Origin of the sequence: Vibrio sp. 1CM24A, assembly GCF_023161725.1 — a bacterium.
Classification (GTDB): Bacteria; Pseudomonadota; Gammaproteobacteria; order Enterobacterales; family Vibrionaceae; genus Vibrio; species Vibrio coralliirubri.
This window is the reverse complement of record NZ_JALNTS010000001.1, coordinates 812,813-837,972: the sequence shown is the minus strand read 5'-3', so window position 1 is coordinate 837,972 and position 25,160 is coordinate 812,813. Positions and strand designations below refer to the sequence as shown.

At 43.8% G+C, this 25,160-nt stretch carries 22 protein-coding genes; 15 read left to right on the top strand and 7 right to left on the bottom strand.

What is annotated here, in order from left to right; translation table 11 throughout:
* Positions 1-4: 4 nt before the first annotated feature.
* Positions 5-1,441: a glyceraldehyde-3-phosphate dehydrogenase gene (locus MSG38_RS03490; protein WP_050621730.1), complete on the bottom strand. Its 1,437-nt coding sequence runs from the start codon at positions 1,439-1,441 to the stop codon at positions 5-7.
* 891 nt (positions 1,442-2,332) lie between these two features.
* Between MSG38_RS03490 and MSG38_RS03485 the strand changes: the two genes are divergently transcribed.
* Positions 2,333-4,897 carry an ATP-binding protein gene (locus MSG38_RS03485; protein WP_248401086.1) on the top strand — a complete coding sequence of 855 codons (2,565 nt, stop codon included), beginning with the start codon at positions 2,333-2,335 and terminating at the stop codon, positions 4,895-4,897.
* A 32-nt stretch (positions 4,898-4,929) separates the two neighbouring features.
* Here MSG38_RS03485 and MSG38_RS03480 read toward each other — a convergent pair whose 3' ends face one another.
* The 3 genes from MSG38_RS03480 to MSG38_RS03470 form a co-directional block, all read right to left on the bottom strand.
* On the bottom strand, positions 4,930-5,166 hold the full coding sequence (locus MSG38_RS03480; protein ID WP_048608901.1) for a hypothetical protein: 237 nt from the start codon (positions 5,164-5,166) through the stop codon (positions 4,930-4,932).
* 166 nt (positions 5,167-5,332) lie between these two features.
* A complete protein-coding gene (locus MSG38_RS03475; RefSeq protein ID WP_248401002.1) occupies positions 5,333-5,959 on the bottom strand; it encodes a D-Ala-D-Ala carboxypeptidase family metallohydrolase in 627 nt (208 codons plus the stop codon).
* 212 nt (positions 5,960-6,171) lie between these two features.
* Entirely contained in the window at positions 6,172-6,486 is a 315-nt protein-coding gene (locus MSG38_RS03470; protein WP_004730049.1) for a DUF496 family protein, read from the bottom strand.
* Positions 6,487-6,681: 195 nt separating this feature from the next.
* On the opposite strand from MSG38_RS03470, the gene MSG38_RS03465 reads away from it, so the two are divergent.
* The 5 genes from MSG38_RS03465 (at position 6,682) to luxQ (ending at position 11,886) form a co-directional block, all read left to right on the top strand.
* The gene (locus MSG38_RS03465; RefSeq protein ID WP_048659067.1) at positions 6,682-6,882 is read left to right on the top strand and encodes a hypothetical protein; all 201 of its coding nucleotides are present in this window, start codon (positions 6,682-6,684) and stop codon (positions 6,880-6,882) included.
* A 56-nt stretch (positions 6,883-6,938) separates the two neighbouring features.
* A complete protein-coding gene (locus MSG38_RS03460) occupies positions 6,939-7,595 on the top strand; it encodes a YceH family protein (RefSeq protein ID WP_248401001.1) in 657 nt (218 codons plus the stop codon).
* Positions 7,596-7,910, top strand: a complete 315-nt coding sequence (locus MSG38_RS03455) for a GIY-YIG nuclease family protein (RefSeq protein WP_050621727.1) — start codon at positions 7,596-7,598, stop codon at positions 7,908-7,910. It begins immediately after the preceding gene.
* Between the two features lie 308 nt (positions 7,911-8,218).
* The gene (locus tag MSG38_RS03450; RefSeq protein WP_122082712.1) at positions 8,219-9,313 is read left to right on the top strand and encodes an autoinducer 2-binding periplasmic protein LuxP; all 1,095 of its coding nucleotides are present in this window, start codon (positions 8,219-8,221) and stop codon (positions 9,311-9,313) included.
* Positions 9,313-11,886, top strand: coding sequence for a quorum-sensing autoinducer 2 sensor kinase/phosphatase LuxQ (luxQ, locus tag MSG38_RS03445; RefSeq protein WP_248401000.1), 2,574 nt, complete (start codon positions 9,313-9,315; stop codon positions 11,884-11,886). The genes MSG38_RS03450 and luxQ overlap by 1 nt, the downstream gene beginning before the upstream one ends.
* A 59-nt stretch (positions 11,887-11,945) precedes the next feature.
* Here the strand turns inward: luxQ and MSG38_RS03440 are convergent, their stop codons facing one another.
* Positions 11,946-12,605 carry a PilZ domain-containing protein gene (locus MSG38_RS03440; protein ID WP_086774399.1) on the bottom strand — a complete coding sequence of 220 codons (660 nt, stop codon included), beginning with the start codon at positions 12,603-12,605 and terminating at the stop codon, positions 11,946-11,948.
* Positions 12,606-12,799: 194 nt separating this feature from the next.
* Between MSG38_RS03440 and MSG38_RS03435 the strand changes: the two genes are divergently transcribed.
* Positions 12,800-13,150 carry a HopJ type III effector protein gene (locus MSG38_RS03435; RefSeq protein ID WP_050052419.1) on the top strand — a complete coding sequence of 117 codons (351 nt, stop codon included), beginning with the start codon at positions 12,800-12,802 and terminating at the stop codon, positions 13,148-13,150.
* Between the two features lie 116 nt (positions 13,151-13,266).
* Here MSG38_RS03435 and MSG38_RS03430 read toward each other — a convergent pair whose 3' ends face one another.
* Positions 13,267-13,575 (bottom strand): DUF1289 domain-containing protein, encoded by a 309-nt coding sequence (locus tag MSG38_RS03430; protein WP_248400999.1) that lies wholly within the window; start codon positions 13,573-13,575, stop codon positions 13,267-13,269.
* A gap of 159 nt (positions 13,576-13,734) precedes the next feature.
* On the opposite strand from MSG38_RS03430, the gene yegD reads away from it, so the two are divergent.
* The 4 genes from yegD (at position 13,735) to MSG38_RS03410 (ending at position 18,411) form a co-directional block, all read left to right on the top strand.
* Positions 13,735-15,087, top strand: a complete 1,353-nt coding sequence (gene yegD / locus MSG38_RS03425; RefSeq protein ID WP_050644048.1) for a molecular chaperone — start codon at positions 13,735-13,737, stop codon at positions 15,085-15,087.
* A 491-nt stretch (positions 15,088-15,578) separates the two neighbouring features.
* Entirely contained in the window at positions 15,579-16,634 is a 1,056-nt protein-coding gene (locus MSG38_RS03420) for a porin (protein ID WP_061038475.1), read from the top strand.
* A gap of 361 nt (positions 16,635-16,995) precedes the next feature.
* Positions 16,996-17,628: a fumarylacetoacetate hydrolase family protein gene (locus MSG38_RS03415; protein WP_048616985.1), complete on the top strand. Its 633-nt coding sequence runs from the start codon at positions 16,996-16,998 to the stop codon at positions 17,626-17,628.
* Positions 17,629-17,778: 150 nt separating this feature from the next.
* On the top strand, positions 17,779-18,411 hold the full coding sequence (locus MSG38_RS03410; protein ID WP_061017526.1) for a LysE family translocator: 633 nt from the start codon (positions 17,779-17,781) through the stop codon (positions 18,409-18,411).
* 107 nt (positions 18,412-18,518) lie between these two features.
* On the opposite strand, the gene MSG38_RS03405 is transcribed toward MSG38_RS03410, so the two are convergent.
* The gene (locus MSG38_RS03405; protein ID WP_248400998.1) at positions 18,519-20,225 is read right to left on the bottom strand and encodes a phospho-sugar mutase; all 1,707 of its coding nucleotides are present in this window, start codon (positions 20,223-20,225) and stop codon (positions 18,519-18,521) included.
* Positions 20,226-20,677: 452 nt separating this feature from the next.
* On the opposite strand from MSG38_RS03405, the gene coxB reads away from it, so the two are divergent.
* The 4 genes from coxB to MSG38_RS03385 are packed head-to-tail and all read left to right on the top strand — an operon-like array spanning position 20,678 to position 25,141.
* Entirely contained in the window at positions 20,678-21,880 is a 1,203-nt protein-coding gene (gene coxB, locus MSG38_RS03400) for a cytochrome c oxidase subunit II (RefSeq protein ID WP_248400997.1), read from the top strand.
* Complete coding sequence (gene ctaD / locus MSG38_RS03395; protein ID WP_017061756.1) at positions 21,877-23,538, top strand: cytochrome c oxidase subunit I; 1,662 nt, start codon at positions 21,877-21,879, stop codon at positions 23,536-23,538. The genes coxB and ctaD overlap by 4 nt, the downstream gene beginning before the upstream one ends.
* A gap of 11 nt (positions 23,539-23,549) precedes the next feature.
* The gene (locus MSG38_RS03390) at positions 23,550-24,218 is read left to right on the top strand and encodes a cytochrome c oxidase assembly protein (RefSeq protein WP_248400996.1); all 669 of its coding nucleotides are present in this window, start codon (positions 23,550-23,552) and stop codon (positions 24,216-24,218) included.
* Between the two features lie 38 nt (positions 24,219-24,256).
* Positions 24,257-25,141, top strand: a complete 885-nt coding sequence (locus MSG38_RS03385; RefSeq protein WP_248400995.1) for a cytochrome c oxidase subunit 3 — start codon at positions 24,257-24,259, stop codon at positions 25,139-25,141.
* Positions 25,142-25,160 lie beyond the last annotated feature (19 nt).

Below are 25,160 nucleotides of genomic sequence, written 5' to 3'. Positions count from 1 at the left end.
TTGATTAAACTTCTGGGTATGTCTTGTAGCGTACACCCATCATCTGTTCCATACAGTGAACAACTTGGCAGCTGTAGCCAAACTCGTTATCGTACCAAATATACAGCACGGCACGGTTGTCTTGTGCGATAGTCGCCACACCGTCAACCACACCTGGGTGACGAGAGCCAACCAAGTCGGTAGATACAATTTCAGTCGAGTCTGTGTAATCAATTTGTGCAGACAAAGCAGAAGACAGCGCCATTTCACGCAGGTACTCGTTCAACTCTTCTTTGTTTGTGCCTTTCTCAAGGTTTAGGTTCGCTACTGCCATTGAAACGTTTGGCGTAGGTACGCGAATCGCATTACCTGTTAGCTTACCTTCCATTTCCGGCATCGCTTTTGATACTGCTTTAGCAGCGCCAGTCGATGTTAAAACCATGTTCAGTGACGCAGCACGACCACGACGATCACCCGAGTGGAAGTTATCGATTAGGTTTTGATCATTGGTAAATGAGTGCACCGTTTCGATGTGACCAGACAGCACGCCAAACTTGTCGTGAACCGCTTTCAATACTGGAGTGATTGCGTTAGTAGTACAGCTTGCTGCAGAGATGATGGTGTCTTCTGGCTGAATAACATTTTCATTCACACCAAATACCACGTTCTTGATGTCGCCTTTACCAGGCGCAGTCAGTAGCACTTTCTTCGCACCGTTACACGCAACGTGCTGGCTCAGGCCTTCCGCGTCACGCCATACGCCTGTGTTATCAACCACAAGTGCGTTTTCAATACCGTAAGTCGTGTAATCCACTTCTTCTGGTTTGTTTGCGTAGATAACTTGGATGAAGTTGCCGTTAACGATGATCGCTTTGCGTTCTTGGTCTACAACAATGCTGCCGTTGAATTGGCCGTGTACAGAGTCACGACGAAGCAGGCTTGCACGTTTTTCTAGGTCGCCATCTTTGCCGCCACGTACAACGATTGCACGTAAACGCAGTGGGTAACCCGGGCCACTTTTCTCGATCAACAGACGAGTGAGCAGTCGGCCAATACGACCAAAACCGTACAATACAACGTCACGAGGTTCTGTCATTGCATCGCCTTCAAGCGATTCAATGAGTGCAGTTTGTAGGAAATCATCCAACCCGTGTGTGTCTTCGCGATCTTGCCAGAATGAATGCGCAAGGCGACCAACATCAATACGACATGGAGATAGGTCCATAGAGAGAAGGTGTTGAATAATAGGTTGAGTCTGTTCTGCTGTAAGAGGAGAACCAGTGTAACGTTTTGCGATGCGGTGAGCTTTGATGATGTCGATAGTTGTCGCGTTAACTAGGGTCTTACCAAAGAGGATAACTTCTACGCCTTTTTGACGGTATAACTGACCTAAAGTTGGAGCGATGGATTCAGCAATGGTTTGACTAGTTTGCCAATCTAGGAGGTGCTTTTCGGGACTCATCTTTACTCGGGACCTTTCACGTTAAGTTTCTGCATTCATGGCGGTTGTAGGGAAGCCAATCAGCATAGGGGATTTGAGGCATCAGGCTGTGGTCTTTATTGCCACTTAAATGTGCTGATATACCTTGTGTGTAACTTGTAATTTTTATGTGGCAGGATTGTAAGGTACGACGGGTTATTCTGCTAGGAAAAATAAATGCAGACAGAATATCTGTAAATTGGCTCTATATTAGCCATAAATCAAGATTTGAACGTCAACAAAGACTATTGACTTTAACAATCTGTAGCACTTATTTTTCGTCAAAAAATACTCAATTCAAAGGATAATATGTAATACAGGTCATATTGAACATTAAAGGTGTGATCTCTAACTCAAGTTACACGTAAACAGTAAACGACAAATAAGGGAATCAACCAGTATTGTTGTTCGACCTTTGAATAAACCTAACTTGAGTGTGAAAAGTGCATCACGCAAACGATTGGATGTCACAATTTTAACCTAACTATCCGCTTTGTTAGCGCGCAGAGTCATTATTCACAGTCTAGTTGAGCCGTAGAATGTGGGTGTTCACTTGTTATGCAGGTGATAATAACTGGAGAAAACGTCTTTATTTAAATCTTGCTCACTGAAACCTCGCTGTTTAAACCAGTCTTAATAAAAGCACGCCTTTCCGCTTTAAAGCACTTTTCTGGATACCAGTTGGCTCTAATTTTTTGTTCTGGGCTCAGAGTATCGTTTGTTCATATCCAATTTGATCAATAACCCCCTGTTAATGTCCTATTCTTAATTTGGGCTAGGTAAATTACTTTCGGGAAGGGAGTAGTTATAAAAATGATAAACATGTCAATTAGATGGCGTCTTATTTTTCTTTCCACGGTTTCTGTACTCATTATGTTAGGGTTTACAGTGAATGAAGTGCTTAAGAACGATGAGAAGATGAATCACCTTGAAACAACGCGTATTAAGGTCGAAGCGCTTCAATCTTTTAATACAGTTTCAAGTGATGCTTATCGATGGTTGGTGCTGTCTAATGACTCCCCTGAGAAAGGTCAGTTGCTTTTAACACTGCAATCAGAACTGGATAGACTGACTCAGCATGGAATGCGACTTCAACGGTTCGACAGCAATTGGAGTATTGACCCTCAGTTAGCTGAATTGAAAAAGCTGTTGATGAGCCTTGCTAGTACACCTGAAACGACAGACAGCAGACAATTGACAGAGCGCGCTTTCGACTTGTTAAAAGACGTGCTGATGGAGCTGTCCGAATATCGCATGGCCTTAGTCGATGACAATATTGGTCAAGCGGAAGCGATGTTTATCAATCTTACGCATTATGTGTTTTGGACTCAGAGAGAAGCGTGGTTAAGCTTCAGCTTGTATCGCTCCCCAGAGTTTAAAAATCAATACTTGCTTAGCTATGTCGGTGCTCTAGAGAGGCAGCAACAGCTATTAGATACCTTTTTCCGTTCGGATACGCGTTCTCCAAACATTAGACAGTTGCTAAACGCTGTCGCCAAAGATGAATTCCAAGACAAATTTACATCTCGAATCCTCAAAGGAGACTTTTCATCACCCGAAATATATCAACACTTGAAAAGCTTGGAGGTTAAAAAACGCGCTATTTCAAACGCGATTGGCGCTTACACCACTCAAATACAGTTTGAACTGACCAATAATATCGCGTTGCAGAAAAGGCAAACCTTGGTCATGACGTTGCTTATACTCATCGCTTCTGGGGTTCTGATGTGGCTTGGGGTCGCGACGTCTCTACGTTTAAACAAAAACCTGTCGATTATCTTGAAAGGTGTGTCGGAATGCGCTGATAGCTACGGTCAGCCTAAGGTGATTCATATCCAAGGGAACGATGAGCTTGCCGAATTCACTGAAACCCTAAACCGAGTGATGGAGCGCAACTATCTTCATAACAAAGAGTTGATAACAGCAAAAGAAGACGCGATTTCGGCTAACAAGGCCAAGAGCGCATTCTTAGCCAACATGTCACATGAAATACGCACGCCACTTAACGGGATCATTGGCATGGCTGAGATCTTATCTCAAAGCCAACTGAGTCCAAATCAGCAAGAAGTATTGGGAGATATCGAATCGTCTTCTCACTCTTTGCTTGTGTTGCTTAATGACATCCTCGACCTGTCTAAAATCGAGTCGGGTAACTTGATGTTGTCACCACACAATGCTGATTTGCGAGAAGCGGTCTATGACTCCGTGAGTGTGATTCAGTCGAAAGCGATAAGTAAGGATATCGAGCTCGACATCAATATTGACTATCAAACGCCGTCACAACTGTTTTTCGATGAGTACCGCGTGAGACAGGTGCTGACCAATTTGCTTTCTAATGCGATCAAGTTTACGTCCAAGGGCACAATTACCACTGACATTGCTTATACACCCATGTCTATGGGCAGGGGCAAGCTTGAATGCAGCGTGTCTGATACCGGGATTGGTATTGAGCCCGAGAAGTTAGAGTCCATATTTGAACCTTTCACTCAAGAAGATGGCAGCATTACCCGTCAATTTGGTGGTACGGGGCTAGGGCTTGCGATTTGTCGACAGCTTGTTGATTTGATGGGTGGTTACATTACTGCGCGTTCAGTGAAAGGAGAGGGCTCTACATTCACGTTTTGTTTGTATGTCGATGTTGTAGAAGCGCCTGTTCAAACTTTCGATAACCTGAGCCGAGCGACCATCATCTCGAACTCTTTCAATTACCTTGATCAGCTTGTTAAAGAGTGTGAGCGTTTGAATGTTCGAGCCAATGTGGTGTCATCCATTGCAGCCCTGAGTGAAAGTGTAAAAGAAAGCGACTTCATACTTTATTGTCATACCTTGCATCATTCTATGGAGAAAGATCTTGCGACGTTGAAGGCGATATACCCTCTTGCTCGCGTCATCGTGTGTCAGCATCACCTATTTAAAACCAACCTAATCACAGAAACGGTCCACTCGACTCATACCTTGCCATTCTTGGGCCGACGTTTCTTAACTAGCTTACAATCTCTCGATGTCGGCGAAGAGCAAACTCCTCAAGTGGCAGCAAAAGATGAAGAGGTTCGCTCTCTGAATCGACGCATTTTGATCGTTGAAGACAATCTGATGAATCAAAAAATAGCGAGCTTCTTCCTTGAGCAAGCGGGTTATGAATATTTGATTGCCAGCAATGGCCAAGAAGCGGTGGATGTCATTACTCAGGGAGCTCAGTTTGATGCGGTCTTAATGGACTGCATGATGCCTGTTATGGACGGTATAACGGCGACTCGTGCGATTCGTCAGTGGGAAGCCGATCAACAAGTCACACCATTACCCATCATTGCTTTAACCGCCAGTGTTCTGGAAGAAGACATCAAAGACTGTTTTGAAGCCGGTATGAACGCCTACTTACCGAAACCCTATAAATCTCATCAGCTGTACGATCTTTTCAGTAGCCTTGATATTGTCTAAGGACACTCGTATCAAGGCTAGCGTGGCGCTACTTAACGAACTTCTAATCCAAGGTTGTATTGTGCAAGGCAACGACCGACATAGCTGATTTTCAGCAAGGCTGCGACTAAGATGGTGCTGATATGGGCGACGATTTGAATTGGCAGTGAGAAGTGATCGGCCATTGGATAAGCAACGATAATACTGAGAAGCATAAGCAAGGTTGTGATAGCTAGACTGAAGTTTGAAACAGAAAGCAGAGTTTGAAAGCGTTGAGTCATCGTCTTCATATTGAATTCCTAATTGCTATTAATAATTATGATACTTGTTATTAATAGTAATTAGCGTTCCAGTTTTAATTTTCATTTAAAATCATGATCTTATGTGGTTTAACTTATTTTTAGAGTCCAAATGACATATTCAAATCATAAGTCTTTATGACTCGATCATGTTTATTTACCATTGTCTAAACCCACACGTATCGATGTGGAATCGAACACCAGAATATAAACCCAACCCAACGTTATTTTTTTGCCCGAATTCCGAATGAATCTTTTTGAGTTTCACGTGTAGATCTTCACGAGTAATATCATTTGCAGGCACCAGGTCTAAGGCACAGAACTCTAAGTGCTTGCTTCGCAGTGCGCCGCCAGCTTGTTGGTTGTAGATATTGGTTCGCTCTCCGGACACAGGGATAACAACGCCAATTTCAGGCTCAATATATTGTTGTATGTACTTAAGGGTATTGATCATGTTTGGCACATGTTTCTTATTGGGAAGGGTGAACAGGGTCGTATTACTCATTGCCCAATCCGTGCCTTGCAACAAGACTAAATGCAGAGGCATGCTCTGAGTGATGCCGTTGTCTTTGAGTTGTTGACCGATCGCTTTGACTTGATCTTGGGCGTGGTTAAGGAGCATCCAACCTCGAAATGCTGATCGGGTCGGAACCTTGTAGCCATGAACATCGACCACGAGATCGTCATAAGTGATTTCGGTTTCTTCGGTATAAAGTTTCTCAAATTTTTCAGGGTAAGGTTGCGTCGTTGATAACGCCAAGGTAATCAGAATACTTCCGTACATAAAGTCTCTCCATCGCTAGTGTACACTCGTTATTTAGTTTGATACTGCTGTTGAGTTTCCTTCATTTTGCTTAGGTACGCTTAAGTCTAGACGGTTAGGTTTAGATGCTTAGGTCTAGATGCTTAAGTATAGACGCTGGAGTTTAGGTACAAAAAAACCCACTACTAAGAGTGGGTTACTAACATTGTTACAAGTAAATTAGCGAGGTTAGATTACTTCTTACCTTGAGTTTGCTTGTCTTCTTCTGTCAGTTCACGAATGCGACGGCTGATGTCACGGCGAGCTTTAGAAATCTCAGCGCTCTTGATGATGTGGTCATCAACACGGTCTTCGTAGTCAGCTTTCATATTTTTGATAATGCCCAGGATCTCGTCGTGAGTCATCTCTGGCTTGATGTAATCAAGTAGGTTATCAAGAAGGTCGACACGCTTACGGTTGTCACGAACTTTCTTTTCGTTGTCTAAAAGTTCACGCTTAAGTTTGTTCTTACGTCGTGCTTGGTTAACAATTTCAAATACGCTGCTCATAGATTCCTTTTCCTATTCGTCAAATACGTTGTCTGGTTCTGATTAAAGCACATCAATTGATGATGTAACAGTCTTTAGATCAAAGCAAAAGTAAGGTTGTTTAATTATTCGTCACTCTCTCTAACGTGTGATTGTTTTTATCTCGCGGTTCAAGTTAGTATCCTATGTAGATACTGCATTGATACGATATGTGAAATGAATCAACAACAATTGGAAACAGAAGATTTGGGTGACGATGTTACTGAATCTTCGGCAGAGCAGAACAAGCTTCGTGATGCGTATGTACAAGAGCGTACTTATTTGGAAGTCGTGGAAATAGAGCTAAACCGTTCTAAGATCATAATGATTGATGAACAGGGCAGAAAGAAACGAGTACCAATTTTGTCTGAACACTAGTTACTGCATTGTTAGGTGTTGAGATGGAATTATCAAAATAATAAAAAGGAAAAACGATGAACACAGTACTTTCCCCAATTGAAGCGAGAATTATCGGTTGTTTGATCGAGAAAGAAGTCACTACTCCCGATCATTACCCACTGACACTGAACAGTTTAACCACGGCATGTAATCAAAAGAGTAACCGTGAACCTGTTCTCTCTCTTTCTGAGTCAGATGTTTTAGATGCGGTTGATGGCTTAATCGGACGTCGCATGGTGAGCGATGAGAGCAGCTTCAATAGCCGTGTTAATAAGTATCAGCATCGTTTCTGCAACACTGAGTTCGGTGATCTGCAATTTACAGAGCAAGAGCGCGCAATCATCTGTTGTATGTTACTGCGCGGCGCGCAAACACCTGGTGAACTTCGTACTCGCACGGGTCGCCTTGCAAACTTTAGTGATGTGAAAGAAGTAGAAGCAACATTAGATAAACTCGCTGCAAGAGAAGCGGGTGCCTTGGTGGTCAAACTACCACGTGAAGCGGGTAAACGTGAATCACGCTACCAGCACTTGTTGAGCGGTGAAGTGGATGTTGAAGCGTTTGCGACGGCATCAATAAGTGCGGCTGCACCCTCTGCAACGAGTGAAAAGTTTGAAGAGCTTGAGTCTGAAGTAGCAAGCCTACGAGCAGAAGTGGCAGAGCTTAAGGTTCTGGTTGAATCACTGCTTTAAATGTCAGACGTTGATAAAAATGCGGATTGGGTCGTGTACTTGATCCGCAATCGCCACAATGCCCTTTATTGTGGCGTTACGAACAATCTAGAGCGTCGATTTGAACAACATCAAACCGGTAAAGGCGCTAAAGCTTTAAAAGGTAAAGGCCCGCTTAAGCTGGTTTGGAGTTTTGATGTTGGCTCAAAAAGTGAAGCATTGAAAACCGAATACGCGATCAAGCAATTGCCTAAATCCCGCAAAGAAAAACTGGTATCACTCAAACTGATTATTGAGTGGCAAAAAGACAAAATTCAATATATCGAAGTCTCATAATTCATAGCCAAAATGTTTGTTATTGATTAAATCTTAATAATGTAAGGGTCTATAATAAATTAAGCTAAGCTTATGAATTTAAATAGTAATTACTCTTACTGTGAATGGGCTGAAATCATGATTGAACTCGTTGCTCTTAATCTCCATTCCAAATTAACATATTGCTCATTTAGAATGTCGTTCTAATTAGTGTTAGACGCTATCATTTATCATCGTTGTCCTACATAATATCCATTAGCCATACAAAGAGATGGTGTCATGCTAGGTTAAAAAATGAGCCAAAGTAGCTCATATAAAACGAGAAAAATATGAAACGTTTACTGATGTTGTTTGGACTTGCCGTATTTTCTGCGTCCGCTCTCTCCCATGGTACTCATGTCCTCAATGGGTACTGGGAATACCAAGATTATCTTTCCACTTTTCCAGAACAAAAAGCATTGACCGATAAAATGGTCGAGGCTGTACAAAATCACCCTGTGCCATTGAGAAGAATCCAAGACGAGCCGATCACGATTTCCGTGGTGTATCCGGGTCAACAGATCTCGGATTACTGGGTTCGCAATATTCAAGCTTTTGAGAAGCGTCTCGATAGGCTGAAGATCCGCTACCAAATAAATCAAGTGTTTACCCGTATTAATGCCGATCTCGCGCAGCAGAGCATTTCATTGCAAGAAGCGATTGAAAACAAGACGGATTATTTGATTTTCACGTTAGATACTACGCGCCACCGCAAGTTTATTGAGCACGTGTTGACCTCTACGGACACCAAACTGATTCTTCAAAATATCACGACGCCAGTGCGAGCTTGGGCAGATAGACAGCCATTTATGTATGTGGGCTTTGACCATGCGACAGGCAGCTTAAAACTGGCGGACTATTTTAAACAAGTAAGCCCACCAGACAGTAAGTATTCTGTTTTGTATTACTCACAAGGTTATATCAGTGATGCGCGTGGAGATACTTTTATCCATGAAGTGAATTCGGATACCAACTTTACACTTAAGTCTTCGTTTTACACAAAATCAAACAAAGAAAGTGGCTACCAAGCGGCTAAAATCAGCATAGAGAACGATAAGGATCTAGACTTTATCTATGCATGCTCAACGGATGTCGCTCTCGGTGCAATGGAAGCGATTCGCGAATCGGGCCAAGACATCTTAGTGAATGGTTGGGGAGGCGGCTCTGCTGAACTTGAAGCCATTGCAAGGGGAGACTTAGATGTCACTGTCATGCGTATGAACGACGATACGGGCATTGCGATGGCAGAGGCGATCAAGTGGGATCTAGCCGGTTTGGAAGTACCTACCGTTTACTCTGGTGAATTTGAAATTGTGACCAAGGAAGATTCCCCAGAACGTATTTCAGAACTTAAACAGCGAGCATTTAGGTACTCAGGTCAATAATGAAGAAAAGCTACGCCAGTACACCTAGAAACACTTTAGCTAGACTCATTACGCGTATCGTTATTTTGGTGATAGGCGTGATGGCACTTGGCGTGCTTATTCATAATTATGAAACCAGCAGTAACATCGTACAGCAAGAGACGAATCGAACGGTTCAGCAAACCTCAAGCCTGATCCAAAACATGTTTGATTATCGTTTGTCGGTGCTGCAAATCCATCAAGACAGTAGCTCACACAGTGAAACTCTCAGAGAGTATTTTGATACGGGTAATGACGAGACTCTGAGCTACTTTTTCTTTGGTGTTGACCAACGTGAACCGGACCATGCGCCAGATTTACGCTTTGTTTCTACCCACGATGGTTTGGCTTGGGAAGACGGCAACGGTCAATTTTATGGTTTGGATGAGTACAACTTAAAGCATATTTCTGATGAGGTTTCGTTCAGCAGTAATTGGCATTTTATTAAACTGAGGACAGATATAGGTAAGCGTCACTTGTTGGCTCGCCGTACCCCTATTGTTGATAACGCTACTGGGGAAGTCCTTGGTCAACTCTATATCGCCATTGTGCTTGATAATAACTTCTCTTTGGCTGAGTCAATCCAACAAGGCAGTAACTGCGAAAATATCGTTATTGAAGCGCACGGTACACCGGTGACATCGACATTCAGTGGTGATGAAAGCTACACCATTACCGACATCCTCAATTATCAAATGTACGAACAGTTGCCTCGTCATTTCGTCACTATCGCAACCATTAAGATCAACGCGGTTGAAACCCCTTTAATCATTCGAGCCGTTCAAAAGAACAATAACTTCATTGCGTTAGAAGAGAATTATCAGCGCGCGATCATCGTAGTGATTGTGGTGATCATATTGATGTCTTTCTTTGCGCGCACTTGGATCCAAAGAAGGGTTGCTGCTGAGCTAGATAAGCTAATGGATTTCACTCGCTCAGCAAGTGATGGCGAAGAGTACAACAAGTTTGATGGCTCTAACATTTTCGAATTTCACCATATTGGTTGCACCCTTGAAGACACCTTTGAGCGCTTATCGGAACAGAATCAAAAGTTTCAAGATCTCTTTAACTTTGCTCATTCGCCTATCTTAGTTTGGTCTGAAAAAGGCGATTTGATTCAGATGAACCCCGCCGCTCGTATGGCGTTGTTCGATGCTGATGACAATTATGGTCCAATTGCTCAAGAGTTTGAGCATCGTATGCTGCCTAATATTCAAATGGTGGTTCAAGGCTCTAAACTGACGGGTATTAACGTACCCATTGGTGAAAAGGTGTTTCGTTGGAACATGTCTGCTATGCGCGTGGAACACGGCATCACAGGTGTGGTGGTACAAGGGCAAGATATTACTAAGCTTATCGAGGCGGAAAGACAGGCTGATCGAGCAAGAGAAGAAGCTGAGCATCTTGCGAATGTGCGAGCAGACTTCCTAGCTAAGATGAGTCACGAGATTCGCACGCCGCTCAACGGTATTCTCGGTGTGTCTCAGCTTCTGAAGCGCTCTATGCACAATGAAGATAACCGCGAGCAGGTGGATGTACTGTGTAATAGTGCGGAACATTTACTGGCGGTACTTAATGATATCTTGGACTTCTCAAAGATTGAGCAAGGGCAGTTTAATATTCAAAAGAAAGACTTCCGCTTGGGGGAGTTAGTTAATACCTTAGACAGCATCTATCGCCCGTTGTGTGAAGATAAATCCGTCGAATTTACCATTGTGAACCACTTGGTTGATGACATCGAAATCAACACCGACCAAGTGCGCCTCAACCAGATCATGTTTAATCTGTTGAGCAACGCCCTTAAATTCACTCATCAAGGCGGTATCTCAGTCAGCTTTGAGCTCGAAAGTATCTTTAACTCTGATCACGCCAGCTTAATCGTTCGAGTGAAAGATTCCGGAATTGGTATTGATGAAAGTAAAATTGATGCCGTTTTTGAACCCTTTGTTCAAGCCGAAGAGACCACCACTCGTGAATATGGTGGTACTGGTCTAGGGCTTACGATTGTAAAAAATCTGGTCGATATGCTGGAAGGGGACATTCAAGTCCGCAGCGTGATAGATCAAGGCTCAGAGTTCACGATAGAAATTCCAGTGGTCGTACACGCCAAGCCGCTATTAGTCGATGCTAAGCAACAAGCTGAGGTTGAGCCAGAGGCGTTGTTTAGTCGACCTTTGAATGTGTTGCTGGTGGAAGACAATCACACTAACGCCTTTATTGCGCAGGCTTTCTGTAAAAAATATGGCATGGTCGTCACTTGGGCAAAAGATGGCTTAGAAGCGATAGAGATGGCTAAGACGATTACCTATGACTTGATCTTGATGGATAACCAGCTTCCCAATCTCGGTGGTGTAGAAACCACTCAGCAACTAAGAGGTGAGATTGGTGTGTCAGCCCCAATTTATGCGTGTACCGCTGATGCTCAAGAGTCGACAAGAGACAGCTTTATGGCCGCAGGGGCGAATTACGTGATTGTAAAACCGATTAAAGAAGATTCACTACACCAAGCATTTGTTCATTTCAAAAACTCATACTGGAATGACACAGAGCACTAGGCTTTAACTTAGTGCTCTTAAATGGACTCTATTGAAGAGAAGTAACTAATTTGCTGCCTTTATATCGAGCCAGCGACAAAGGCTTGTTCCAACAGTAGCGTTTTCAACTCATCACTCATGTCTAGGTGTTCAGGGAATTGGATACCTAACAGCCAGCCTTGTCTTTGCCTTTTCTTACTCACCACCTTGTAGACCAGATCGTCATCTAAGTACTCATTTAAGTCAGAATTAACTTTTATCTTCCAGCCGACATCGATATCTGATTGCTGGGTAAGATAGATACCGCAGCCTGACGCTGAAAAATCGACCAGTGTGGCATCCAGCGACAAGGTATCAAAGGTGACTTCACAGCTGAGACGTACCTTATACCTTTCGTGTTCACGAATAGGCTTGGTTGCAAAGTTTGAGGGTGGGCGAAGGAAGATAAGATGTGCCGGTGAGGTGATATGAGCCAGTACATTGGTTTTGAAGGCGACAATGTGCCCAAGTTCGGTGTCGGTAATCGCACGAACAATAATATCAACGTTTGAGAGCTTTCTCAGCGTCAGTGCTTCTGTCGCTTTTTGCGTAAGCTCTAGGATAAGGTACTGATCTTCTTTGTGTCCGATATAAAGTGTACTGATCTGGATTGAGTCGTCTGGGCCAAATTCCAATACACCTGCTGTTTTTGTACCTGGCTTTAGGTATCTGAACAGTTCTAAGTTTTTATCTTTATGCATATTCGTTACTGAACAATGTTAATCGTTTGATAAAATAATATAACGCCCTGATAAAACTATGTCATTAGTTTCATTGAAGTAATTAGCAGCGTGCAACAAAAAAGTGAATCGCTATCTCAACTAAACAACGGCTTACTCTTGTCGTAAAACAAGATACACTGCTGACAGATATATACTTGATGGAGAAATAGTAAATGGAACTGGAAACCTTATTGAATACTCTGGCTGAAACCCCAGAAGCCGTGAAATTTGAAGATACAATGCAAGTGATCGAAGCTCACTATGATTTTTCTGAGAGCGAATTTCGCAATGGTGAGGTAGTGAACGCTGCAGGGCAGAATAATGGTTCGTGTAAGATTTTTGCTTTTGGTTTAGAGCAAAGTCTATCAGCAGAGCAAACTCTTGCTTGTTTTGGTCAATTTTATCGTAACGACGTGCTAGGTTTTCCTGAGAACAGCGACCATCAAAATATTCGTAACTTTATGGTTCATGGCTGGAATGGTATCCAGTTTTCTCAGCCTGCGCTGGTTGTAAAAACGAAGTAGATACTAACCAAATAAATCTCAGTATTTTGAAGCGAGAAAATAACCTCTCGCTTTTTTTGTCTATGTTGAACTGGCTAGTAACTTGCTATCTAGTAACTTACTAAATGGGCTCTAAACTACTGAATAGGTAAAGCAGACAAGCACTTACGGCATAGACAAACTCCAGCTTTTGGAATATCGCTAGTATCTCGTTTTTCTAGCTCAAAACACCAGCACGTATCTTTACCCGCACTGATATCGCATTGAGCTTGCTCATTACACTGTGGACATTGGTGAGTTGAACTCTCGCCACTAAGGTTGTCCATGACAGATACTCGCTCATCTTCAGATAAGTCTTTCCAGCCTATAATCTCATCCATTGTTCGAAAGCAGCCACTACACATTCCGCCATTATTTTTACAAGCCGCTCGGCAAGGTGTTTTCATTTATCTAACCTGTGATTCATTTGGGCTGAAATGTAGCATATTTGTTTAGTCTTGAAGAGCCGTTAGGCTAATAAATTACTCAGTTAAATTTAGAAATGACCTCGTAATTTTTAGGCTTTTCATGTAACATCTCGCCCCTTTTGTTGAGTGGGGGATATTATGTTTATTGGATTTGATTATGGAACAGCGAACTGTTCTGTCGCGGCGATGGTTAATGGAGAGCCAAGCCTGTTACCGCTCGAAGGTAACAACCACTATATTCCCTCAACCGTGTTTGCGCCTACTCGTGAGAGTGTTTCTGAACACCTATTCCGTCATTTGAATATCAAGCCGAGTGATGCGATTGGTGAGCAAGTTTTACGACGTGCGATTGCGCTGAACAGAGAAGAGAGTATCGACTTAGTGCCAGAAGACATGGCATTTGGTCAGGCTGCGTTGGACTTATATTTAGAAGACCCTCGCGATGTTTATTACGTTAAGTCTCCTAAGTCTTTCCTTGGCGCGAGTGGACTGCATGATGTGCAGGTGAGTTTCTTCGAAGATTTAGTGTGTGCCATGATGGCAAATATCAAGCATCAAGCCGAACTCACGACTCAAGAACAGATCAAGCAAGCTGTTATCGGCCGACCAATTAACTTCCACGGTCGAGGTGGTGAAGAGGCGAACAGACAAGCTGAAGATATCCTCACTCGAGCAGCTAAGCGTGCCGGTTTCCTTGATATCGCTTTTCAATTTGAGCCCGTAGCCGCAGGTCTTGATTACGAAAGCACATTAACTGAAAACCAAACGGTATTGGTTGTCGATATTGGCGGTGGTACCACCGATTGCTCATTATTAGAAATGGGACCAACTTGGTCTGGTAAGGCAGATCGTACCCAGAGTTTGCTCGCACACAGTGGGCAAAGGGTTGGGGGTAATGACCTCGATATCTATCTCGCGTTCAAACAACTAATGTCACCTTTTGGTATGGGCAGCAAAGGTATTTCGGGTATCGATATGCCATTGACGCAATTCTGGAATCCAATTGCGATTAATAATGTTGAAGCTCAAAAGAATTTCTATTCAAGAGAAAACTTAGCAGCATTGAAATTACTTCGTAAAGAAGCGTCAGAGCCTCAAAAGCTAGAACGTTTGATGAAGGTTTATCACGACACTTTGGGCTACGGTATTGTGCGCAGAGCGGAAGAAGCCAAGATTGCATTAGCAGAATCTTCTCAATATCGAGCCGCGATTAATGTTGCTTCTGAATTGGTCGAAGTGGACATTTCCGTTGAGCAGATGGTTGAAGCGATTGAAACACCAAAGTCTAAGATGATTGAGTTGGTTAAAGAAGCGATCCAACAAGGCCAGAAAAAGCCAGACGTAATCTACATGACGGGTGGTTCAGCTCGTTCACCGATACTTCGTGAGGCCGTACAACAAGCTGTGCCGAACGTACCGATTGTGAGTGGTAATTACTTCGGCTCAGTAACTGCAGGCTTAGCTCGTTGGGCTGAGGTTTGCTTCAAATAAGAGTTCAATGATGAGTTATGAAGGGCAACCAGTCGCTGATTGGTTGCCCTTTTTTTGTTTTTCTCTAATGAACTTTCTATTGAGCGATTTTTCCTAGCTCATATTGGGATTTGTTTTACAAAGCTAAATATTTCAGTTGAGTTCTACATGTTACAAAATGTTTCAGAGGGAAAATCGAGCCTCTCGATGGTCTGATGAGTCATTTTGAAATTAGATTTTTAATGCTTTTTTAGTGATTATAAAATCAAAAATAATCAAAGTGCTTATCTCAAGGAATCAAAAGAATCCACAGAAAATCTCTTGTTAATCTTATGTTTTTAAATGATTTTTTGTTTTTTATAGTGCGATTTTTTTTATTTTATATATTTTAATGCAACTTTCTTGTCATTCGTATATTAGGGTTTGCCTACTTGTTAAATGCAGGTAACAACTTCTCCGTAAGCACGAGGTTGTTAGTGAATAACTCACCCAGTTACATAATGGATATGACAATGAATAAGAAACTTTTAGCGCTAGCAATTTCTGGTGCAGTATTTGGTACACAGGCAGTTGCAGTAGAACTTTACAACGAAGACGGCACAACATTCTCTGTTGGCGGCCACGTTTCAGTTGCAGTTGGCGACGTAAACAGCGCTGACCGTCTTAACGAAGATGACATCGGTGTAGAAACTGTTTCTCCACGTATCAACTTCGGTGCAACTCACGAGCTTGGCAACGGCTTTACTGCTGACGCTAAAGGTGAATGGGCGCTAAACATGCTTGACGGTGGTGAAGAGTCATTCACAACTCGTCTTGGCTACGTTGGTCTTTCTCACGACGATTACGGTCGTGCAGCAGTAGGTACTCAATGGGCACCTTACTACAACGTTGCTGGCGTAGCAGATATGCCAATCGCATTCGCGAATGACTTCATCTACGAAGATCACGGTAACCTAGGTACTGGTCGTGGTGAAGAGATGGTGAGCTACGGCAACGCTATCGATTTCGGTAACGCAGGCTCTCTAAGCGCAGCTGTTGCTTGGCAAGGTCGTAAGGCAGATAAAGACAATGGCAACGATTACGGAAACCGTGGTCAGATCGCTTTGAACTACGCTATTGCTGACTTCACTGCAAACTACGCTTACAACACAGGTGACGTTGATTACGCACTTGCTGGTTCACAAACTGCTGATTCTCACGTATTAAGTGCAACTTACGGTTCATACGGCGCGGAAGGTCTATACCTTGCAGGTGTATACGCAATGAACAACTACATGAACTCTGCGACTGTAGGTAGCTTTACTGGTGTACTAGAAGAGTCTGTAGCAATTGAACTATTGGCATCTTATGCACTATCTAACAGCCTTAACCTAAGCGTTAACTACGAAGCGGTAGAAGACGACAAGAACAGCGAAACTGTATACAGCACAACAGCTCTACAAGCTGAATACAACTTCACATCTCAGTTCGTAGGTTTTGCAGGTTACCAGTTTGATCTTCAAGGTTCAGGCCTTTACAAGAAAGATGCTGACGACCAATGGCTACTTGGTGCTCGTTACTACCTATAAGTCGCAGACTTATTTAGCATAGTGTTTACTCCTTAAGTTTACCTTTTAGGATACTGTCCTAGACACCATGCTAAGCCCTCTCGAGCCTTTTGGTTTGAGAGGGCTTCTTTCGTTCTATACGTATCTGTTTTAGCTTTTCCTTCATGTTTCTCCTGCTATTCATTTTGTCTACGTAGCTATGATCTACGAAGCTATGGCTCTTGTCATCAGTTCATATATGTAGCGATCTTCGGATAAAAGTATTTAAATCATTTAATTGAGCTAAAGATCAGAATTTAGATATTGGTAACCATCTTGTCGAAGACTCTCATTTTATGATGCGTTAAACTCTTCACTCCAAAAAATAGTTCAGGGGTAAACTATGAGCAGTGTTGTCGATCAGGAACAGTTGATGAATTCGAAACGAACAGCAACCCCAACTAAGGTGCTGTGTGTTGGGCGTAACTATGTCGATCACATTGAAGAACTCAATAACGCAATTCCAGACTCTATGGTGGTTTTCAATAAACCGAGCACCAGTGTTACGTCATCTCTGTCTTCTTTTCATCAAGAAGCGCTGCACTACGAAGCAGAAATCTGTTTTATCGTTGAAAATGGCCAGTACTCCGCTGTGGGTTTAGGACTAGATCTCACCAAACGTGAATTACAAAGTAGCTTAAAAGCGAAAGGCCTACCTTGGGAGCGCGCCAAGGCGTTTGATGGTTCCGCTGTCTTGAGCCGTTTTGTACCCATTGATAACTTAGATCTCTCTGACTTAAATCTAGAGCTATTTATTAACTGTGTTCGCGTTCAAAAAGGGCACGTAGAGCAGATGCTTTACTCTCCACAAACTATCCTCGAAGAGTTATCTTCTTATACGACTTTGCTTGATGGTGATGTTGTTATGACAGGCACACCTAAAGGTGTTGGTGAGGTGCATCGAGGTGATATCTTCCTTGGCCGTCTAAAGTGTGGTGAAACGACATTGATTGAGATTGAGTGGGTAGCGAGTTAATTAATACTCTATGTTTAGTTAATAAATTGGTTTAAATGGTTAAAATTAGTTTTTAATTCGTACATTTTACCACCTTACAACCAATTGCATCTGGAAGGGTGTTAGTAATTGATATAAAATCCGTCTCCGTTTTTATCAATACTGAAACCCATGATCGACTTAACCATCTTACCTGTTTACCTGACAGCCGTTGTTGCACTTCTTCTTTTACCTGGCCCTGATATGTTACTCATCGCGAGCTCAAGTATGAGCTATGGCCGCAAGGTTGGTGTGTTCGCAAGTTTAGGCAACGCGACTTCTGGAATCATTCTGACAGTGTTAGCAGCTATGGGTGTATCAGCGTTGATCGCTATGAGCCCAATAGCGCTTAAAGCTCTACATTTGTTAGGCGGCGCGTACTTGTTGAAGATGGGGTGGGATTGCCTTCGAACAGAGCAGGGTAACGCGCCTGAGTTAAGCGATAACTTTGCAGCAAAAGCCTACTATCAAAGAGCGCTAATCAGTAACCTGCTTAATCCAAAAGCCTTGGTTTTCTTTGTGATGTTCTTACCACAGTTTGTGTCGACGAATATTGAAGCGACTTCTGGTGAGCAGATGCTCGTTCTGGGTTTATTACTGAATGTTCTCGGCTTAACATTTAACTTTTTGCTGGTGGCGTTAGTGGGTACGATTGGTAAATCTCTCGTAGAAAACGCGAAGTTTCGTACCTATCAACAGAAAGTGATGGGCGGAGTTTTCATCGTGTTAGCTATCTGGATGCTGTCTTCTTTCTTTACTTCGTAGATGAATCAAATCAGACATATTCTCGTGGTTAGCCACTGAGACAAAAATGGACGCTTCGAGCGTCCATTTTTTATATTTAACCGTTATATGTTGAACGCGCTAATTCGCTATGAATTCAACTCTTGTTGGTGCTGTTCGATCAGTTTCTCCATGTACTGCTCACCGCGTAGGCGAGTGTCGTCATAGGTTTCTGTCCCTTCAAACTTTGTCACCGTTTCATAATAGACTTTCACTTTTGGCTCTGTGCCTGAAGGTCTTACGATAATGCGTGAACCGTCCTCGAGGTGATAGATGAGTACGTCACTTGCAGGTAGGTTAATCGCTTCAGTATTGCCTCCAATGACGAAGCGTAAAGAAGACTGCAAATCCTCTATCACAGAGATAGCGACACCGTTGATTGCTTTAGGCTGTGCTGAGCGGAGCTTAGAACCAATCGATGGTGAATCAGGGTCTAGTGCAATACTTCGTTGTGCGTTGGTGTGAACCCCATGTTCAAATGATATCTGAGCGAGAAGATCCCAAACGGTTCGACCTTGAGATTTTAACTCCTCAACCAATTGAGCAAACACGACGATAGCAGACAGCCCATCTTTGTCTCGTACCTGAGTACCAATTGTGTAGCCTAATGCTTCTTCGTAGGCAAACAAGAACTCGTTCTGCTCATCTTCTAATTGCATGCCAATGTTCGCTAACCATTTAAAACCTGTCAGCGTTTGGAAATAAGTCGCACCATGAGATTGAGCCACTTTTTCAAGTAAGGTTGAAGATACGATACTGTTACCAACTAATTGGTTTTTGGTGTGAGGTTTTGATAACAAGTAATGCGCGAATAGCACGCCAACTTGGTCACCTGTTAGCATTTTGTATGAGCCATCATCTGTTCTCACTGCAACCGCAAACCGGTCTGCATCTGGGTCATTGGCACAAGCGATGTCGGCATCGACACTTTTTGCTAGGTTAACCACCAGATCCATCGCCCCTTTTTCTTCCGGATTCGGGAAGTTGACGGTCGGGAAGTTACCATCGGGCTCTCTTTGTTCGGCGACGCTGAACACCTTATGGAAACCAGAATCGTGAAGTAGATCCTCAGCCATTTGTGCGCCGACACCATGCATTGCGGTATAGGTGATGGTGGTGTTCGCCGATTCGATCTCGTTACTCACGTATGGGCTCTGATTGATCGCAGCGCGGTACGTTTGATAATAGCCTTCAGTTAACCACACCAACTTACCTTGCGTTTCAGCGTCACTTAGGCTCATTAAAGGGAGCGGTTTGGTTGATGCAATATCGATTTCAGCGGCAATGCCTGCATCGTGAGGAGGTATGATTTGAGCGCCATTCTCCCAGTACACTTTGAAACCATTGTATTCCGGTGGGTTGTGGCTGGCCGTCACCACAACGGCAGCTGCGGCGTTGAAGTGCTCAATACCAAAGGCAACGATAGGGGTCGCCGCGACGTTCGAGGTTAGATAAACCTTAATGCCTAAAGCCGTGAGTACGGAAGCGGTATCAATCGCGAACTGCTTTGAATCTAAACGGCCGTCATAACCGACTACCACACCGCGTATGGTCGCATTCGCGACATGTTCGATTAAGTAGTGGCCGAGCCCGGTAGCTGTTTCCTGTATAACTAAACGGTTCATTCGATTTGGGCCGCATCCAACTTTGCCTCTAAGTCCTGCCGTTCCGAACTCTAATCGTTGGGTAAAGCGGTCTTCAAGTTCGTTGTGCATTCCCTCATCGATGAGGTGTTGAAGTTCTTCACGAGTTCTTGGGTCTGGGTCTCTCGTTAACCAATTCATTGCATCTTGCATAATCACTAAACCTTTTAATGTCTGTATGACTTACTGTTGATTTAATTTAAGTGATATTGATTATCATTTCCATGAAAGCAATCGTAAAACTCGATATAAAATAAATTCCAACGGCAGAGGGCATGTAGATTAAGCCACTTCAAATAATTGACTGTTTAGTAAGTAAACTTACCTTGAACAATTGGATATCACTAACTAGCCTTTTACATAAATATAACAAAATTTAACAAATTCGCCGTTTTTGAATCTTTTATGGAAACCTCCAACGCTTTTGAACCGTATTAGTTCTTAGGTTAGATGAGGTCAGTAGCCCACTTACAGGCTAGTTCCATGTGAGTTGTAGATTGAGATTCAGCCTTTTCATGTGTAGCCGGAATAACAATGAATGTTGTCCAGCTCGCAACGACATTTAGGTCGCAAGTATCCAATTAGGAAGGATAAGGAGAGATCTTTTGGAAAGATTACTGGTTAGGCTAGCGTGGCTTTTGAAGAGTTTTGTTGTGCTTTTAGTTTCGCCTTTAGTGCACGCAAGTAGTGATTACAACATGACTCAAGGCGTCACTGAGATCAGTGGTAAGGTGTATGAACTTCATATGCTGATCTTCTACATCTGTTGTGCGATTGCCTTTGTTGTTTTTGGTGTGATGTTTTATTCGATTTTGAGGCACAGGAAATCAAAGGGCGCCGTTGCTGCCCATTTTCACGAAAGCACGAAAGTCGAAATTCTTTGGACCATCATCCCTATCATCATCCTCATCGCTATGGCGATACCCGCGACCAAAACCTTGATCGCGATGGAAGATACCTCCCAATCAGATCTGACCGTTAAAATCACTGGTTCACAATGGAAATGGCATTACAGCTATTTTGGTGAAGACGTCGAATTTTTCAGCCTTCTAGCGACTAGTGACAAAGAAATTGAAGGCCTCGAAGTGAAAGGCGCGCATTACTTGCTAGAAGTTGATAAGCCGCTTGTACTGCCTGTTGACCGTAAAGTCCGTTTCTTAATGACTTCCGACGATGTGATTCACTCATGGTGGGTGCCAGCATTCGCCGTTAAGAAAGATACCATTCCAGGTTTTATCAATGAGGCTTGGACTAAGATAGATGAGCCTGGTGTCTACCGAGGGCAGTGTGCAGAGTTGTGTGGCCGCGCTCATGGTTTCATGCCGATCGTGGTGCACGCCATGGAAGAAGATGAGTTTGACTCATGGCTAGCGGAGCAGAAAGAGTTAGCGATAGCCGAACAGCAAGCCGCGAAAGATGCATTAGATGCGTCACTTTCCTTGGCGGAGTTGAATACCATCGGTGAAGAGGTTTACAAAACTCGATGTGCGGTTTGTCACCAAGCAAACGGTGAGGGCATTCCCGGAGCATTCCCTGCCATCAAAGGAAGTCCTATTGCCCTTGGTGATGTGGATGTTCATATCGACACCATTGTTTATGGTCGTGGCGGCACGGCGATGCAAGCATTCGATAATCAGTTAACTGAGAAAGAGATCGCAGCGGTAGTGACTTATCAACGAAACGCTTGGGGTAATGACACTGGCGATATTGTTCAGGCTTCAGATATCAACGCTTATAAGGCCAAACAAGAAGGCAGTTCTGAAAGCTCAACGGATGATGCACAAAATGATGCTAAGGATCAGTTATGAGTTCACCAATCAATAAGCCGGTGAAATCGGCTCCAGCAGAAGATCAAGTACTGAGCCATTCTGCGGAAGGCACTTTGGGCAATAATGATTTGCCTGTTGATGATCACGACTCACATGCGGCACCTAAAGGTTGGGCTCGTTGGTTGTATTCCACCAATCATAAAGACATCGGTACACTTTATTTGTGGTTCAGCTTTGCAATGTTCTTAACGGGCGGCGCCATGGCGATGGTGATCCGTGCGGAGCTGTTCCAACCGGGTTTACAACTTGTTGAGCCAGATTTCTTCAATCAGATGACTACAGTCCATGGTTTAATCATGGTATTCGGTGCCGTGATGCCAGCATTTACGGGTTTGGCTAACTGGATGATTCCGATGATGATCGGTGCACCAGATATGGCGCTGCCGAGAATGAACAACCTCAGTTTCTGGATCTTGCCTTTTGCGTTTCTAATCTTGATCGGATCTTTGTTTACAGAGGGGGGCGGCCCGAGCTTTGGTTGGACCTTCTACGCGCCACTCTCGACAACTTATGGCCCAGACAGTACAGCGCTATTCGTATTCTCAGTCCATATTATGGGGATCAGTTCGATCATGGGGGCGATTAACGTCATCGTAACCATAGTGAACATGCGCGCACCGGGCATGACTTGGTTCAAGCTACCAATGTTCGTATGGACATGGTTAATTACCGCTTTCTTACTGATAGCCGTGATGCCCGTGCTCGCGGGTGCGGTGACTATGGTGCTGACCGACAAATACTTTGGGACTAGCTTCTTTGATGCCGCAGGTGGTGGGGACCCGGTGATGTTCCAGCACATATTCTGGTTCTTTGGGCACCCCGAAGTGTACATCATGATCTTGCCGTCTTTTGGTATTGTCTCGGCGATCATCCCTGCATTCAGTGGTAAGCGTCTGTTTGGTTATCACTCTATGGTTTATGCGACCTGTAGTATCGCATTGCTGTCATTCTTGGTTTGGGCGCACCACATGTTCACCACAGGTATGCCAGTATTTGCCGAATTGTTCTTCATGTATTGCACCATGTTGATCGCTGTGCCGACCGGTGTGAAAGTCTTCAACTGGGTGGCGACCATGTGGCGGGGTGCTTTGACCTTTGAGACGCCAATGCTGTTTGCGATTGCCTTCATTGTTCTGTTTACGATTGGTGGGTTATCCGGATTGATGCTCGCTATCGTGCCTGCTGATTTCCAATACCACGATACCTACTTTGTTGTAGCTCATTTCCACTATGTTCTGGTGACAGGTGCTGTGTTCTCAATTATGGCCGCCGCTTATTACTGGCTGCCGAAATGGACTGGGCATATGTACGACCACAAGCTCAGCCTGTGGCATTTCTGGACGTCGGTGATTTCAGTCAATGTACTGTTCTTTCCTATGCACTTTTTAGGGTTAGCGGGTATGCCGCGTCGTATTCCTGATTATGCGATTCAGTTTGCTGACGTTAACCAAGTTGTGTCGATTGGTGGTTTTGCCTTTGGGTTGTCTCAGCTGATTTTCTTATGGCTAGCAATTAAGTGCGTAAGAGGGGGCGAGCCTGCGCCAAGCAAGCCTTGGGATAGAGCTGAAGGTCTTGAATGGACAGTACCAAGCCCGGCGCCTCACCACACCTTTACTCATCCGCCGAAAGTGGATTAGAGGGCAGAACCATGAGTGATAAGCAAAGCGATCAAGATAAAAACCAACCAAAGCGCCTGTCTAATAAGCGATCGACCAAAAAGCTGACAGGTTACTTGGTGTTGAGCGTGGTTGCGATGTTTGGCTTCGGTTTCGCTTTGGTGCCGCTCTACGATGTGATGTGTGAGGCTTTAGGGATAAATGGTAAAACCAATACCGTTTCCGCAGTTCAACCTCAGGGAATGCAGCCTGACTATTCTCGTACGGTTCGAGTCGAATTCATGTCCCACATCAAGCCAGATATGCCATGGCAGTTTTCGCCTGAGGTTCGAGTGTTAGAGGTTCATCCTGGTGAGGTGGTTCAGACTAACTACATTGCCAAAAACCTTTCTGGAGCTTCATTGGTTGGCCAAGCCGTACCATCGGTTTCTCCAGGTATGGGGGCAACTTACTTCAATAAGATGGAGTGCTTTTGCTTTAATCAGCAGCCATTGGACGGGCACAAGAGCGCAGAAATGGGTTTGATATTTTACATTGAGCCAGATATTCCAGAATCGATACACACGCTGACGCTCTCTTATACGCTGTTCAACATCACGAGTCAGGTGAGTGGAGAGGCAAGTAAGCCTGAAGTGACTACATCAACATTGAGTACACTACAATCTGGCTCACCAAAAGCGAGCACACTCGCAAGTAACTAGGGATTTACAGAACCAGAATCAACAAAAGGAGTTGAGCGATGAGTTCTAAAAAGGAAGTTTATTTCGTTCCACATAAAAGTCACTGGCCATTAGTGGGTGCTGTAGCACTGTTTTTGGTCGCGGTTGGCGCTGGCTTGACGGTGCAAAACATGGGCACCGACGCCGCTGGTGGTGTATTTGGCAAAGCGGTGTTGTTAGTCGGGTTTGCTGTGCTGCTTTACATGCTTGCAGGTTGGTTTAGCAATGTGATCACAGAATCATTGAGTGGTCTCTATTCTGAGCAGATTTCTCGTTCTTTTAGACAAGGAATGAGTTGGTTTATTTTCTCCGAAATCATGTTCTTCGGCGCTTTCTTTGGCGCGCTTTTCTATGCTCGCATGATTTCTGTGCCTTGGATTGGTGGTGCGGGCAATAATGAAATGACCCATGAAGTATTGTGGCCGATGTTCCAATCAATATGGCCACTAACGACTACCCCTGATGGCGTAACGACACAAGCCATGCCTTGGCAAGGTATCCCTCTTAAGAACACCATTATTCTGCTGCTTTCCTCTGTGACGCTGCACATGGCACATATCAGTCTTGAGCAAAATAAGCGTATGGCTTTGATCGTCTGGTTGGAGATAACCATTGTTCTGGCTGGCTTCTTCCTGTTCTTCCAAGTTGAAGAGTATCTTCACGCTTATCAAGAGATGGGGCTGACACTTCAGTCTGGTATCTATGGCAACACCTTCTTCTTGTTGACCGGATTCCATGGCTTACATGTCTGTTTAGGGACGATCTTTTTGATTGTGTTGCTGGCAAGGGTTGCGAAAGACCACTTCACTCCGAAAGACCACTTTGCGTTCCAAGCGGGCAGTTGGTATTGGCACTTTGTTGATGTGGTTTGGTTAGGCCTGTTTGTATTTGTCTATGTGCTTTAACGGTTGAGCCTATAGGGGA

Excerpts from the sequence above, each read along its gene's own strand:
- MSG38_RS03490 (WP_050621730.1), bottom strand. The coding sequence starts at position 1,441 with ATGAGTCCCGAAAAGCACCTCCTAGATTGGCAAACTAGTCAAACCATT.
- MSG38_RS03485 (WP_248401086.1), top strand. The coding sequence starts at position 2,333 with ATGTTAGGGTTTACAGTGAATGAAGTGCTTAAGAACGATGAGAAGATG.
- MSG38_RS03480 (WP_048608901.1), bottom strand. The coding sequence starts at position 5,166 with ATGAAGACGATGACTCAACGCTTTCAAACTCTGCTTTCTGTTTCAAAC.
- MSG38_RS03475 (WP_248401002.1), bottom strand. The coding sequence starts at position 5,959 with ATGTACGGAAGTATTCTGATTACCTTGGCGTTATCAACGACGCAACCT.
- MSG38_RS03470 (WP_004730049.1), bottom strand. The coding sequence starts at position 6,486 with ATGAGCAGCGTATTTGAAATTGTTAACCAAGCACGACGTAAGAACAAA.
- MSG38_RS03465 (WP_048659067.1), top strand. The coding sequence starts at position 6,682 with ATGAATCAACAACAATTGGAAACAGAAGATTTGGGTGACGATGTTACT.
- MSG38_RS03460 (WP_248401001.1), top strand. The coding sequence starts at position 6,939 with ATGAACACAGTACTTTCCCCAATTGAAGCGAGAATTATCGGTTGTTTG.
- MSG38_RS03455 (WP_050621727.1), top strand. The coding sequence starts at position 7,596 with ATGTCAGACGTTGATAAAAATGCGGATTGGGTCGTGTACTTGATCCGC.
- MSG38_RS03450 (WP_122082712.1), top strand. The coding sequence starts at position 8,219 with ATGAAACGTTTACTGATGTTGTTTGGACTTGCCGTATTTTCTGCGTCC.
- luxQ (WP_248401000.1), top strand. The coding sequence starts at position 9,313 with ATGAAGAAAAGCTACGCCAGTACACCTAGAAACACTTTAGCTAGACTC.
- MSG38_RS03440 (WP_086774399.1), bottom strand. The coding sequence starts at position 12,605 with ATGCATAAAGATAAAAACTTAGAACTGTTCAGATACCTAAAGCCAGGT.
- MSG38_RS03435 (WP_050052419.1), top strand. The coding sequence starts at position 12,800 with ATGGAACTGGAAACCTTATTGAATACTCTGGCTGAAACCCCAGAAGCC.
- MSG38_RS03430 (WP_248400999.1), bottom strand. The coding sequence starts at position 13,575 with ATGAAAACACCTTGCCGAGCGGCTTGTAAAAATAATGGCGGAATGTGT.
- yegD (WP_050644048.1), top strand. The coding sequence starts at position 13,735 with ATGTTTATTGGATTTGATTATGGAACAGCGAACTGTTCTGTCGCGGCG.
- MSG38_RS03420 (WP_061038475.1), top strand. The coding sequence starts at position 15,579 with ATGAATAAGAAACTTTTAGCGCTAGCAATTTCTGGTGCAGTATTTGGT.
- MSG38_RS03415 (WP_048616985.1), top strand. The coding sequence starts at position 16,996 with ATGAGCAGTGTTGTCGATCAGGAACAGTTGATGAATTCGAAACGAACA.
- MSG38_RS03410 (WP_061017526.1), top strand. The coding sequence starts at position 17,779 with ATGATCGACTTAACCATCTTACCTGTTTACCTGACAGCCGTTGTTGCA.
- MSG38_RS03405 (WP_248400998.1), bottom strand. The coding sequence starts at position 20,225 with ATGCAAGATGCAATGAATTGGTTAACGAGAGACCCAGACCCAAGAACT.
- ctaD (WP_017061756.1), top strand. The coding sequence starts at position 21,877 with ATGAGTTCACCAATCAATAAGCCGGTGAAATCGGCTCCAGCAGAAGAT.
- MSG38_RS03390 (WP_248400996.1), top strand. The coding sequence starts at position 23,550 with ATGAGTGATAAGCAAAGCGATCAAGATAAAAACCAACCAAAGCGCCTG.
- MSG38_RS03385 (WP_248400995.1), top strand. The coding sequence starts at position 24,257 with ATGAGTTCTAAAAAGGAAGTTTATTTCGTTCCACATAAAAGTCACTGG.